21 protein-coding genes are annotated in these 12477 nt (G+C 42.3%); 8 read left to right on the forward strand and 13 right to left on the reverse strand.

The features are described from left to right. Window positions 1-3: 3 nt before the first annotated feature. Entirely contained in the window at window positions 4-1233 is a 1230-nt protein-coding gene (locus ACEYCN_RS09290; protein ID WP_373713997.1) for an Mbeg1-like protein, read from the reverse strand. 262 nt (window positions 1234-1495) lie between these two features. Here ACEYCN_RS09290 and ACEYCN_RS09295 point away from each other — a divergent pair, with 262 nt between their 5' ends. Then, window positions 1496-1699, forward strand: a complete 204-nt coding sequence (locus ACEYCN_RS09295; protein ID WP_373713998.1) for a hypothetical protein — start codon at window positions 1496-1498, stop codon at window positions 1697-1699. Between the two features lie 928 nt (window positions 1700-2627). On the opposite strand, the gene ACEYCN_RS09300 is transcribed toward ACEYCN_RS09295, so the two are convergent. From ACEYCN_RS09300 to ACEYCN_RS09355, 12 genes are all read right to left on the reverse strand, one after another. Beyond that, window positions 2628-3026, reverse strand: coding sequence for a hypothetical protein (locus tag ACEYCN_RS09300; RefSeq protein ID WP_373713999.1), 399 nt, complete (start codon window positions 3024-3026; stop codon window positions 2628-2630). Between the two features lie 184 nt (window positions 3027-3210). Continuing rightward, window positions 3211-3507 (reverse strand): hypothetical protein, encoded by a 297-nt coding sequence (locus tag ACEYCN_RS09305; protein ID WP_373714000.1) that lies wholly within the window; start codon window positions 3505-3507, stop codon window positions 3211-3213. A 164-nt stretch (window positions 3508-3671) separates the two neighbouring features. Further along, the gene (locus tag ACEYCN_RS09310) at window positions 3672-4451 is read right to left on the reverse strand and encodes a replication initiator protein A (protein WP_373714001.1); all 780 of its coding nucleotides are present in this window, start codon (window positions 4449-4451) and stop codon (window positions 3672-3674) included. Window positions 4452-4491: 40 nt separating this feature from the next. Beyond that, window positions 4492-4821, reverse strand: coding sequence for a head-tail adaptor protein (locus ACEYCN_RS09315; RefSeq protein ID WP_373714002.1), 330 nt, complete (start codon window positions 4819-4821; stop codon window positions 4492-4494). Further along, the gene (locus ACEYCN_RS09320) at window positions 4818-5090 is read right to left on the reverse strand and encodes an XRE family transcriptional regulator (RefSeq protein WP_373714003.1); all 273 of its coding nucleotides are present in this window, start codon (window positions 5088-5090) and stop codon (window positions 4818-4820) included. The genes ACEYCN_RS09315 and ACEYCN_RS09320 overlap by 4 nt, the downstream gene beginning before the upstream one ends. Beyond that, on the reverse strand, window positions 5083-5415 hold the full coding sequence (locus tag ACEYCN_RS09325) for a DNA-binding protein (RefSeq protein WP_373714004.1): 333 nt from the start codon (window positions 5413-5415) through the stop codon (window positions 5083-5085). Before ACEYCN_RS09325 ends, ACEYCN_RS09320 begins: the two co-directional genes overlap by 8 nt. Then, window positions 5412-5648 carry a hypothetical protein gene (locus ACEYCN_RS09330; RefSeq protein WP_373714005.1) on the reverse strand — a complete coding sequence of 79 codons (237 nt, stop codon included), beginning with the start codon at window positions 5646-5648 and terminating at the stop codon, window positions 5412-5414. Before ACEYCN_RS09330 ends, ACEYCN_RS09325 begins: the two co-directional genes overlap by 4 nt. Window positions 5649-5660: 12 nt before the next feature. After that, window positions 5661-5864 carry a hypothetical protein gene (locus ACEYCN_RS09335; protein ID WP_373714006.1) on the reverse strand — a complete coding sequence of 68 codons (204 nt, stop codon included), beginning with the start codon at window positions 5862-5864 and terminating at the stop codon, window positions 5661-5663. Between the two features lie 36 nt (window positions 5865-5900). Continuing rightward, window positions 5901-6191, reverse strand: a complete 291-nt coding sequence (locus tag ACEYCN_RS09340; protein ID WP_373714007.1) for a hypothetical protein — start codon at window positions 6189-6191, stop codon at window positions 5901-5903. Window positions 6192-6497: 306 nt separating this feature from the next. Next, window positions 6498-6785 (reverse strand): hypothetical protein, encoded by a 288-nt coding sequence (locus tag ACEYCN_RS09345; protein ID WP_373714008.1) that lies wholly within the window; start codon window positions 6783-6785, stop codon window positions 6498-6500. Between the two features lie 16 nt (window positions 6786-6801). Further along, window positions 6802-7428, reverse strand: a complete 627-nt coding sequence (locus ACEYCN_RS09350) for a Rha family transcriptional regulator (protein ID WP_373714009.1) — start codon at window positions 7426-7428, stop codon at window positions 6802-6804. Window positions 7429-7444: 16 nt separating this feature from the next. Continuing rightward, window positions 7445-7633 carry a helix-turn-helix domain-containing protein gene (locus ACEYCN_RS09355; RefSeq protein WP_373714010.1) on the reverse strand — a complete coding sequence of 63 codons (189 nt, stop codon included), beginning with the start codon at window positions 7631-7633 and terminating at the stop codon, window positions 7445-7447. A 152-nt stretch (window positions 7634-7785) separates the two neighbouring features. Between ACEYCN_RS09355 and ACEYCN_RS09360 the strand changes: the two genes are divergently transcribed. From ACEYCN_RS09360 to ACEYCN_RS09390, 7 genes are all read left to right on the forward strand, one after another. After that, on the forward strand, window positions 7786-8442 hold the full coding sequence (locus ACEYCN_RS09360; RefSeq protein ID WP_373714011.1) for a helix-turn-helix transcriptional regulator: 657 nt from the start codon (window positions 7786-7788) through the stop codon (window positions 8440-8442). 770 nt (window positions 8443-9212) lie between these two features. Next, the gene (locus tag ACEYCN_RS09365) at window positions 9213-10358 is read left to right on the forward strand and encodes a tyrosine-type recombinase/integrase (RefSeq protein WP_373714012.1); all 1146 of its coding nucleotides are present in this window, start codon (window positions 9213-9215) and stop codon (window positions 10356-10358) included. A gap of 95 nt (window positions 10359-10453) precedes the next feature. Then, window positions 10454-10690 (forward strand): DUF2829 domain-containing protein, encoded by a 237-nt coding sequence (locus ACEYCN_RS09370; RefSeq protein WP_018030290.1) that lies wholly within the window; start codon window positions 10454-10456, stop codon window positions 10688-10690. Next, window positions 10683-11381, forward strand: coding sequence for a 3-oxoacyl-ACP reductase (locus tag ACEYCN_RS09375; RefSeq protein ID WP_373714013.1), 699 nt, complete (start codon window positions 10683-10685; stop codon window positions 11379-11381). The genes ACEYCN_RS09370 and ACEYCN_RS09375 overlap by 8 nt, the downstream gene beginning before the upstream one ends. After that, window positions 11378-11620 carry a DUF3977 family protein gene (locus ACEYCN_RS09380; protein ID WP_373714014.1) on the forward strand — a complete coding sequence of 81 codons (243 nt, stop codon included), beginning with the start codon at window positions 11378-11380 and terminating at the stop codon, window positions 11618-11620. The genes ACEYCN_RS09375 and ACEYCN_RS09380 overlap by 4 nt, the downstream gene beginning before the upstream one ends. Continuing rightward, entirely contained in the window at window positions 11621-12205 is a 585-nt protein-coding gene (locus tag ACEYCN_RS09385) for a DJ-1/PfpI family protein (protein ID WP_373714015.1), read from the forward strand. 37 nt (window positions 12206-12242) lie between these two features. After that, a partial coding sequence (locus ACEYCN_RS09390) for an ASCH domain-containing protein (RefSeq protein ID WP_373714016.1) occupies window positions 12243-12477 on the forward strand: 235 nt, incomplete at its 3' end.

Here is a 12477-nt window from a genome sequence, read left to right on the forward strand (position 1 = left end):
GGCCTAGGCTTCGTCTTTTGGCTTGTCTGGGAGCAGTGAGCGAATTTTATCGGTCAAATGCAGCTCGTCAAATTTGGGGAGCTTTTCCTGAAAATGGTCAGGAAGTTTGAAGGGGGTCAACTTAGGAAGATCAGGCAAACTGTCCTTCCAAACCTGAATCCGAGTATCAATGAGTTGGCGGCTCAGTCTGTCCATCATGGTGGCCTGTTCAGGGGTCAGATTCCGTCTGTTTTCAATCAATTTTTGGATTTTTCTAGGGGTATCGACCGTAATATCGCCGAAGCGGTGAATATCTGCTTCGATAAAGAGTCCGAAAAAGAGGTCGAAGAAGTCCCGTAATTCCTCTTCGCTGAGACTGGCTGTCCAAGTCTTGAGGGTCTGGTCAACTTGGATGCTATCCTCTGTCACCTTTGGGACAACCTTAAACTGATCACCCTCAATTTCCCAAGAAACCATCAGATGTTGAAGAAGACCGAAGGTCTTGCTTTTGACCACTAGGTCTGTATCAGGAGTGTCCAGCATCATACCAACGATAGAATTTTCGGGGATAATGGAGAGGATTTTCCCTTCAATAGCCTTGAAGTTATCAGAGTTTCGGATGGAACTGTGGAGGCCAGGGGCATCAAAACTATATACTTTCTGAACCCTGTCCTGAATAGAAGTCTCCACATGGCAGGCGGCATAGGTGGCTAGATTGCCTCCCTTGGAATGGCCTGCCAACCAAACCTTGCCATCCAGCTTGTCAAGAACCTCCTTTAAATAGTCCCTGGCAGCCAGCTGGGCAGGAATTTCCTTCATGTAGGTCAGGTGAAAGTCTTCCTTCCAGCCGATGATGCTGTCGTCTGTCCCCCGGAACACCACCAGGTATTCCTTGGGCCTAATCTGATAGGTGATGGCAGCAAACTGTTTCTGACTGTCCAGACTCACATCATTGGCAAAGCCAAGAGCCCGGATATGCTTGTAACGTTTGAAGCTGGATAGGTAGCTGAGAAGTTTGAGCCGATGGGCATTGACCATGCCAAGTGGCGGGTATTTTCCCTGAAATTTTTCCTCAAATTGCTCCGCCAAATGCTGGAGGGAGATATAGTTTTGGACCGAGATTTCCGCAGGCACTAAATCCTCAAAGGGCAGGTAGGCTAGCTCCGTCAAGGCCAAGGCATCCAGTACTGTAAACTCCTTGTCGTAAAAGCTATCATATTGGTTGGCTTTTAGGTAATCAAAAATGGTTGGCATGTTTTTTCACTTTCTTAAGAACAATCTCTCTGCATTATAGCTTGAAAGGCTTGAAAGTTCAAGTATTCAGCTAAGATAACTCAGAGGATGATAGTTCATTCTGGAAACATTGTTACTGATAATTTCCTTATTAAAAAAGGAGGACGAATATGCTATAATAAGGGGAGAAAATGTTCTTGCTAGAAATAAGTTAATTTGAAATAATCCCATCAGCTGGGTAAATGAAAAAGAAGTCCAGATTGCAAATAAGAAGAGGTAACCTATGCAACGAAAAGCAGTCAAGGCCCGTATGATTAAATCAATGGGTTGGGAGAATGGTATCATGGAAGTGGAGTATCTTTCAGGCCTGATCCACCAATACCACGACGTGACCGAGGCCGAATATATCCGTACCTGTGTGGGGGCTATCGACAAGAAGGTCCGCCTCATCGGAAAATCCCACCGTTTCACCAAGGTAAGTGACTGAACGTTTTTCCATACTTGAACAAGCGCGATTGGGCCTGGACCCAATCCTTTCTTTTTCCCAAAATATGCTATAATGAAAAGATAAGAAAAGGAGCAAACCATGACATTTGAAGAGATTATGGAAAATACCTAACTTTATATGTCTTTAAGGCTCCCTAACCCTTGATATATCTAGGTTTTTGAAAAAATCATATATCATTAGATTTTCTTATGTACTCCCTCAAGGTCCACAAAAAGGAGTACAAAAAAGGACCTAGACGGTCCATCATTAAATGAGTTCAGCAGGCAAGAACTAGCGTAGTGATCAGCTACGCTTTTTTGATTGCTGATAGGTGTATTATACCATTTTTACTGTTTCCTACTGTGTTTTACTGTATCCAGAAATTTCAAAAAGGGAATATTGTGTACGGAAGAGGGCGGCGTTGTTGAAAGACGAACAAACCTACCCCCGATAAATAAAGATGGGGGTATTTCCGAACGAAGAAAGGCTGTATCTGTTTTTTTGTTTGCTATCGTTATTTTGGCTTAACAGTGCTTGTCAACCTACCATGATGCTATTTGTCGTATCGGTCAGTTATCTACATACTAATTTAGAATTGCAAATAAAAGACCAACAGAATTAGTCAGTTGGTCGCTCGATAGTATTGAGGGTTGGACGGCGCTAAAGCACCCAATAAGCCAAAAAAGCGCAAGCGAACCAACCGCAAGCGCTAAAACCATTATAGAGTATGGAAAGCTCTATGGCTTTCCTTCTGCTCTTATTATATCATTGGAGAGGAGGAAATACAATGGACCCAATTGCCATCATCGCTATCTTACTAGGGCTGTCTGCAGTCCTTAGATTGATAGCTGTTCTAAAAATAGTTCTGGTTTTGAGTCACGATAGGATTGAGAAAGAGAAGAAAAACTATCCGTGCTCTGTATATTGCTCACCAACTCTTGTCTTGGTCTAGTATACCGTTTCTATACCTTTTAGCAAATTCCATCAACGCTAACGCTTTATCTAAGTAATATGTGCTTTCTGCAATTCTTAAACGCTGCGCTTGTTCCTTTATCTGTATTTTCTCAGGCAGTATATAACTCATAACTAGGGCAGCTCTATGCCTTGGTTTTGGTATTTCGTTGATAGCTTTTAATATCTCGTTAACTTCGCTTGGTGCCTCTCGTTGCCAGTCGTACATCCTGTCCTTGTAGTCCTCAGGGTCAAACTCAAATAGTGTTACCATCCAATACTTATCAACCTGTATCCGGTCCTGATGAAGGACTGAAACCCTGCACCATTGATGAAATTCCTTTAGTTTTCTTTTGGCTAGCTGTTTTAGTTCCACGCCATGCCCTCCTTTTATGATAAAATAGTCTATGTGAGAAACTATTAGTCAGGGCAGAAAGCTTTGGCTTTTTTATTATACCGTATAGGCGTGTTCTCGGAGTTTGCTCTCTATTCAATCACGCGCCAAAACGTGGCTTTTTTCTTTCTCATTAACCGCAAAAAGAAGCAGATGCCTCTCTTTGTTATTCATCATCTAGCGGGTTGTTGCTAGGTTTGAAAATATCGCTATAAATGCCATCTACGTCTAGAACCTTTATTAGCTTTTTCACGTTAGGCGGTAAGGAGTTATTGTTATAGCTCGTTATGCCTACCATGTTTAGTACTCTTAACAAGTTCGCTATGGTTGTTTCTGCGTTTGCTAATAACTGTATTAGTGTTTCTGGATGCATTTTCCCTTCGGCGCGTGCGAGTCCTGACCTGTGGTCAGAATAGCGATTAAAAAAATCTTCCCCAGCTTTAATAAATTCTTCGTTTGTCATGGTGTTTACTCTCCTTGTTTTAATTTATTGATTGAGTAGCGCTTATCCTGTACAGTAAACTATTTGAAAGAATTACCTTCCAATCCTTTTAGAATACGGCTGCATATCAAAGAGTAGATTTGGTTTCCAGTCGCTTTTAGGGCTAACGGTTGCAACCGTACCTCCTAAAATCCAAGTTCTGGATCATATCCTTGGCCATACTCAGGGCGCTCGAATGTGCCAGGTTTCTTTGCTTTGCTATCCGCAAAGCTCCGTTGCTCTTCGTCTTGCTGGGCAATGGTCCGAATGCCATTCTGGGCCCAATTCTTTAAAATCTTGTTAATGTAGCTAAAATTACGCTTGCCATTGTCCGCTGCTCTATCAATAGCTCTTTTAACGAGTTCAGGTTCAATACCATCTATTTCGATGTAGTCCTTTAATCTCTCATATTGAAAACCGTCTAAAGAACCAATTCTTCGTTGATAATAATCAAAGACATTTTTTTCAGCGCTATTAGTAGTAGTATTGGATATATTAGTATTGATAATATTAGTATTGATTCCCTTAAAATTTTTAAGGTCCTGAACTAAAGAATTTTTAGTTCCGTGCTTAAAATTTTTAAGGTCCTGAACTAAAGAATTTTTAGTTCCGTTGATATACAAGCGATTTGGCTTGTTTATACCCTGCCTAACCTCGTCTAACAAGCCAATTTCTGTGAGTTCTTTTTTTGATTTTATGATGGCTGGCTCTGAACATTTTAGAATTTCTATAAATTGTTCGTTTGTAAAATAAATATATACTTTGCCATCTTCGTCGTACCATCCATTTTTTTCAGATAATCCGCGCCTATCCCACAAAAACATATACATCAACATAGCTCTGTGACTTAATTCGATATAAGGCTCTGTTAGTAACCATTTTGGAAACTGATAAAACTGATTGTTTTTAACTTCGTCAATGTGCAATTTTTGACCCTCCCTACAATTCCTCCACTTCCAAATATATTCAAGATACTTTAACCGCCTTGATCATGATAGTCTCTTTTGCAGCATAATCAATTTCAATCTCAGTTATCTTGTACTCCATACCGTTGAAATCTATAAACATTGAATTATCAAAGGGAGGCCTTGGATGGTAACGGGTGATAAAAATTTTTACATCTTTGTAGCTATCCAGCTCCCTGCTTGCTTTGAACTCCTTAACAGAACTTCCTTTTACTTCAGTCCAGCAAGAATAGACATCATTACGGACGCCGTTTACGACTTCTCCGTCCTCGTTTTGTCCTTCTGTTTTTGAAAAAAAAATAATGCGTGTGTTCATTTTGCGTGTATTCATTTTTCTACCCCCAAAAATATCAGAATATCACTAACCCTATAAAAGACTTTCCTAGTGTCCTCTAGTGGTGGATGGTAACGCCTTAGCCCGTTATCCTCCCAGCGCTTCAAGGTCTTGGATTTTATCCCTAATTCGTCTTTGACCTGCTGGGCAGTGATTAGCCCTAAGGTCCTCGGTTTGACCTTCTCACGCGCCTCCAGGTAGCTTCCTACTAGCTTTAGCACGCCATGGGCCAGGTCTTGCTCGCTTTCTTTACTTAAGCTAAACATTTCCTGCCCCCTCCTTTAGCAGTTCTTTATAGCTTTCAAGGTCAGCGCTGATGAGTACATCAAGGCGTTTGCCTTCCGTGTTGTATTGGGCCTTTAGTTCTCGGATACCCTCCAGGCGTTCGGTGTCATTAGCTGGGATATAATACCCACTGACTAGCCCACGTTTGGCCACAATAGGAATGCCACGGAGGACTATAAGGCGGTGGATATGGTCCCGTAGTGTGCGGATATCCAAGCCCAGCAGTTCAGCAATATAGCGCCCTGCCCGTGGTTGGGCAGCACCTACTGGGATAAGCCTCAAAATACGTTTTTCAAGTTCTGTCATTTGGCAGCCTCTCTTTCTTTGCTGGATACAATAATCTGGCCTTTTTCCCACATATCAGAAAAATCAGTTAAGACCTCCAGAACTCGCTCTAGCTGATTCTGCTCCTCGATGGTGTAACAATCAAATTTATCTTCAAGGGAAAAATTCAGCATAGTTTGGAAAGCCTCGTTTAGCCATGGGCCAAAGTTTTCGGCGCGTGATTTGGCCAGGTCAAAATTTGGTTTATCTGTCATTTTCTTTCACCTCTAGTTGTAGTAGCGCCCAGCAAGCTGAATATAGGCCCCGTAGTTCGCATTTGTTAGCTTACGGGTATCTTTACCCTCTGACTCGATTTTAGACTCAATATCAAGTTGATAGGTGCCTAAATGATGCCATAGGTAAATAGTCAGCGGTAGCAGTAGGGCAATAAGGGCCAAAGTTTGTTCAGCGGTCAGTGTAATCTCATTCATGGCTTAACTCCTGACAGTATTTACTAGCTTTATCTGTCATTTGGAGGCCTCCAGTTCTTTCTTATCATCACAAGTAAGCAAGCGGGAAGCGACATCATCCAAGTCTTTGTATAAAATATCCATTTGATCGTATACCAAAGATAAGAATTGGTTTACTTGGTGCGTCAGAATGGTATTGTTTGCTCCGCTATCTCTAGAAAGCATGATAGAGTTAGAAAGGGCTTTAATCATTTCTAATCTTGTCATTGCACTGGTAATTTCTACCCCTTGCTGCTTAATCTCTTTAACTGTGAGCGCTAGTTCTTTGTTAGTTTGTTTTGTTCTCATGATTTTTTACCTCGGTTTGTTTTCTTTGTCAGTTTTAAGAGATGACCCTCTCCGTCTGGTCATCATCACAAAATTGTGATACAATGTAATAAATGCTTTTACTAAAACCCTTACGGCTTGCCTACTGATTGTGTTTTAGTTTGATAGTGTGAAAGGCTTGAAAGTTTGGTCGCTGTCAAAGCCTTTTTTTGTTTTTTCTCTGTAACGTTGCTTCCTGCGCATTTTTCAGAGTTTGTTTTCTTCTCTGGTATAAATACCCTAGAGAGATATTTCAAGTTGATTTTCGCTTGCTACAATAGATGATATTTAGCGTAGAATTGATTTGCGCGCTTTTTCTAAAGTTTGTTTTTGTAATTCGGACATTTTCCTCTTGTTTTTAACAAACGGATTGACCGAAAAATCTTCTAGGTTTGAAAGTTTCGCCCTCACGTAGATACAGAAATCATTTTCTATTTCTTTCTCTACGCTTTCAAACGCATGCTCCATTTTCAATATCTGGGTAACGTGCCTACGTACGTTACTTTCAAAGTACCAACAGTCTTCCAGTTCATCATAGTTGATGACTGTTTCTCGTTCTTCTGGTAGATATGCCATTGCTTGCCTGCCTTTCTCACGCGCCCTGGGGTGCGTTTTCTTTTGGTCTGAATACCATGGATTTGATGTCCTGATAGGTCATGCCAAGGTTAATCATAGCTATGGCCATATCTTCAAGGGCCTGATATCTGATCAGTTCTTGACTGGTTAGGCTGTCAATGCCTGTCTTACCGCCACGACTGGCTACTAACTGCTTTTTGTTCATTCCAGCAGTACCCTTTAGCAAGAGGTTTGTAACCGTGCTATGCGCGTGTTTTGGTGCTTCCTGCCATGCCTCTATACTGTCGTGTAGAGTTTTGCGCTTAGGCTTTTCTAGGGCCCTCTGATAGCGAAATGCTGCCACCTCGTCCCGCATCTCAAAGAATGCTTTGACTAATGCTGACTTGAAAGCAATAACGGGTGCGGTATTTCTCAAGAATGTAATGAGTAAAGTCGCTTGTTGTTCGTTTAGAATGTAGTCTCGTTTACTTTGTCCACTTTCTAAAGGTGTCATTTTAAATGCAACCTTTCCGAACTTTTCAAGCTCCGATAAGTGCTTTCTAATTTGTTCTTTCACTGCGTGATGAGTTATTTCAGCATTATCTGAAATAATACTGCTCAATGTATACGGCTCTTTCCGGCCGTCCATGTAAACCAGCTCCATGTTTGCCTGCTCCTTTCTAGTAGTCTTCCAAAAGCCAATCCATAACAGACTGATAAATTCGTTTTGGTGCGTCATAGTTGCCCTGCTCTACTTTTGTCAATGTTTGAGGCTTAATACCTAGCTTTTTAGCCGTTTCCTTTTTCGTTAGCATTAAGTCTGCACGTTTGCGCCGTACTTTTCTAGCATGGTCTTCCGTTATTAGCATTTGTCCACCTCCTTTTTACGGCTTTAAAAACCGTTTTTTGCTATACTTTAGATTTTAACGCACTTAAAAGTCGTTGTCAAGAAAAAAACGGCTTTATAATTCATATTTTTTGTTTTTATGGTATAATGTGCCATGAAAGGTATTTAAAACATATGAATAAGCTTAAAATTTTGAGAAAAGAAAACAAATTAACTCAAGACGAACTTGCCAAAAAAATAGGTGTTAACTTACGAACTCTTCAAAAGTGGGAGAATGGGGAAAGTTCAATTAGGAAAAAGAATGCCGAAAAACTAGCAAAACATTTCGGGGTAAGTGTCGGGTATCTGTTGGGGTATGCCACAGTTGACGATGTCATGGAACTTGCTACAAAGGTTATGACAAAGCAAATAAAATTAGAGGATATTTCAGACGAAAATACAAGAAAATCCGTTAGTAATTATATAAACCTCAACAAAGGTCTAGACCCAAATCAGTCTTTTAAAACTGACTACTCTATGCTGAATGCAATTAAAAAAATAAATGATATAAAGCTGGTTGATGAGATGATGACAGAATCAATGCTTGTTAATCGGATTTTGGATAGATTGCGAAGTTATATGATGGAAAGCGGTATTATCGAACCTGGTTCGTATAATTGGGAAATAGAACGAGTGATGTCTTGGTTAATTGATTTTAATAATGAGTTATTTAAGCGAAAAGTGGTTTTATCAGGCGGTAAAATTAGTTCATCTTCCAGCCCCAATTATCAGAGTGATGATTTTATTGAAACTGGTAATGATGAGTCATCTAGTCCCATCAGGCTTTCCTAACCCACGCGCCACCGTAGCCCTCTCAACCCATTCAATCATTCCTCGGGTATATTTACCCTGCCATGATGTTGCAAGTTCTCTCAGGCGCTCTCTAGTAGTCATTATGGGGGAAAAATATGATTATACTCAATAGCTAGATAATGAATGGCATTAGTTCACAAAACTAAGCTTTTTACTTTCAGGCGCGTGGTACTATCGTCATCCGCAACTGTTAGCAAGGGATATAATCCACTCTAAAACGTAATACTTTTGATATAAACCTACGTTTTTGTATTCTAGGGCCCTCTAATACCGCATAAAGAAATATAAAACCTTGACAACTGAATAAGAAAGGGGGTATAATAGCCTTACAAGTTAGAAAGTGATCCAGCATGGACACAAAAAAAGCCCCCAACGTTGCAGCGTTGAGGGTTTTCTTTTTGGCTCTTAGCTATTTCAAGCTATGCCCTAGGGGTTATTTCTTGCGTGAGTTGAGCCAATACTCAAACAATGCTGCCAGGATAGCGACAAGCAAAGGTGCAAGAAATAGCGTTAGAAAGTTTTCCAGCATGGACTTTCACCCCCTTTCTATCCCAAGAGGGCGGTATTATCATATCAAAATTTTCTCCACCCTGTCAAACGCTCTAAAAAGCCCGTATTCGCATTTTAATCTTTAGGGGTATATTTTACCCTGCTAACTCCAAACAAACGAAAATAGGGCCGTTTCGTAACCCTACGCATGATATAAAACCTTTACGGCTTGCCTGCTGATGTTAGAAAGGTTTATGATCATGAAAATAAACGAAATCAAAAAGAAGGATGGCAGCACCGTATACCGTGCCAGTGTCTATCTAGGAGTTGACCAGGTAACTGGGAAGAAGGTCAAGACCAATGTTACGGGTCGGACAAGAAAAGAGGTGAAGCAGAAGGCCAAGCACGCGCCTATTGAGTTTATCAAAAACGGCTCAACGGTCAAAAAGATGGTAGAGGTCAAAACCTATCAGGAGCTGGCCGAGTTATGGCTAGACAGCTACCAGCTTACAGTCAAGCCCCAGACCTTTATAGCGACAAAGAGAATGCTGCATAATCATCTTATGCCAACCTTTGGGGCCATGAAACCCAATAAGCTGACGGTTAGCTATATTCAAGGCTTCATCAATGACCTGTCTAGTCGCTATGTTCATTATGGGGTGGTTCATTCGATAAATAGGCGGGTTCTGCAGTATGGTGTATCTCTCCAGCTCTTGCCATTCAATCCAGCCAGAGATGTGATATTGCCAAAAGTGCCCAAGCCCGAGAATAAGGCTATAAAGTTCATAGCCCCCGAACACTTAAAGGCCCTAATGGCCCATATGGAGAAGCTGGCCAATAGGAAATATAGCTATTTCTTTGAATATGTGTTATATAGCCTATTGCTGGCCACTGGTTGCCGATTTGGAGAAGTGGTAGCCCTGGAGTGGTCAGATATTGACCTAGAGGAAAGGACCATCAGCATTACCAAGAATTACAGTAGGCTATTAAAACTCATAGGCACGCCAAAGAGTAAGGCAGGTACTAGGGTGATCAGTATTGACCCAAGAACCTGTAACATGCTGCGGCTATACAAGAATAGACAAAGGCGGCTATATCTGGAAGTCGGAGCGCGTGCCCCTGAAGTAGTCTTTGCAACTCCAACCAAGGACTATCCCAACATGGCCACCAGGCAGGAAAGCCTCGATAGGCGGCTGAAAGAAATTGGCTGCCCTCGCTTTACTTTCCATGCCTTCCGCCATACCCACGCTAGTCTCTTGCTAAACGCTGGTATCAGCTACAAAGAATTACAATACCGCCTAGGTCATGCTACCTTGGCCATGACCATGGACATCTACGGCCACCTATCAAATGACAAGGAAAAAGAGGCTGTCTCATACTTTGAAAAAGCCATCAATAGCTTATAGGTGTACAAAAAGGTCCACAAATAGACAAAGCAACTCATTCCAAGGTTACAGAAACCTTATTAAATCAACGTTTATAGACAACAAAGGAGCAAACCATGACATTTGAAGAGATTTTACCCGGCCTCAAGGCCAAGAAAAAGTATGTCCGCACTGGCTGGGGCGGGGCTGAAAATTATGTTCAGCTTTTTGACAGCATCGAAGTGGACGGAGTCAAGCTGGAGGCCACTCCCTACTTCCTCATCAACGTTTCTGGCGACGGCGAGGGCTTTTCCATGTGGAGCCCGACTCCCTGCGACGTCCTAGCGGAAGACTGGGTGGAAGTCCATGACTAGGCGGGTGCTGGTGACAGGCGTTTCCAGCGGTATCGGTCTGGCCCAGGCCAGTCTTTTTTTGGAAAAAGGGTATCAGGTCTACGGTGTTGATAAGGCTAGAAAACCCAACTTGACAGGGGATTTTCATTTTTTGCAGCTGGATTTGACGGATGAGCTGTCGCCCCTTTTTGACTGGCTGGCTGATGTGGATATTATCTGCAATACAGCTGGCATCCTGGATGACTACAAGCCCCTCTTGGGGCAATCGGATGCCCAGATGCAAGAAATTTTTGCGGTCAATCTCTTTGCGCCAAGCCAGATTTGCCGCCATTATTTACCAACGATGCTGGAAAGAAAGTCCGGCATCATCATCAATATGTGCTCCATCGCCTCTTTCTTGGCTGGTGGTGGCGGTTCAAGCTACACGGCTTCCAAGCACGCTCTGGCAGGCTTTACCAAGCAGCTGGCCTTGGATTATGCGGACCAAGGGATTCAGGTCTTTGGCCTGGCCCCAGGTGCCGTCCAAACGGCCATGACAGCCAAGGATTTTGAGACAGGCGGCTTAGCAGAGTGGGTCGCAGAGGAAACCCCCATCAAACGCTGGATTCAAGCTCAGGAAATCGCAGAGCTGACCCTGGTTCTCGCCTCAGGCAAGATGCAGGCCCTGCAGGGCGAAATCATCAAGATGGATGGGGGCTGGAGTTTGAAATGAAAAAATACATAGAATTTGGCTTTGGAAACAATCACTTGGTGCGGACTGAATTTGAACATGCGGATGGCAGTGAATTTGAAATGAAAGGAATTGTTGGCAAGATCAAGCCAGTTTCACTATATCTAAGAATGTGGCTGGGAAAATCCGTCTGGGTATGCGACAGCAAGGAAGGATTCAAAAGGACAAGGAAAAACCGCAAAACCACCAAGTTTATTTTAGGTATTGTATCGGAGGTTTAAATGAGCAGCACAACAAAGTTAGAAGTAGTCGTTCTAGTGTTTGATGGGTTTGAACCCCTAGATTTATTTGGACCGATCGAGTTGCTATCTTTTTTAGATGAGGTTCGATTTCGTTATGTTTCCGAGTTTGGCGGAAGCATAAAAAATAAGGTTGGTTTAAACCTGGATACAGAGAAAATGACCCTAGGAGAAACCTGCGATATTCTGCTCATTCCTGGGAGACAAGGGACAAGAAAGGTTTATCTGCAGCCTTCTTTTATTAATTATGTAAAAAGTTATGCTGAGAATGCAACCTATGTCTTATCTGTATGCACAGGAGCGGTCCTGCTTTCTGAAACTGGACTCTTGAACGGTCGTAGGGCCACCAGCAATAAGTGCTCATTTGATTGGGTCTCTTCCACCAATGCAAAAGTAGATTGGGTTAGACAAGCTCGATGGGTGGTTGATGGCAAATATTACACGTCTTCAGGAGTGTCGGCAGGGATAGACATGGTCTTGGGCTTTATTAGCGATCAATTTGGCCAAAGTAAGGCCAAGGATATCGCCCACAAGATAGAATACCATTGGCAGTCTGACTCTAAATAAGGACGATTTCGCTTAGGTAACTGTTAAGGAGATTACAATGACACCACAAGAATGTTGGAATCAATATAAGAAAATCAATCCACTTGCTGGTCCTGAGCCAGAAGCCTGGGCCTTTGGGGCTGCACCAGATTTGCTGGCGGAATTGGTGGCCAAGGGAGTCAAGACAGCAACGGCCTCGGCATATGATGAATATGTCCATTACGAGGAAGAACTGCCCAAGGTTGGTGATCTAGATGTGGTCCTGGATGGTCAGGGACAGGCGGTTGCCATTA

This window comes from Streptococcus sp. (assembly GCF_041802885.1).
GTDB lineage: Bacteria > Bacillota > Bacilli > Lactobacillales > Streptococcaceae > Streptococcus.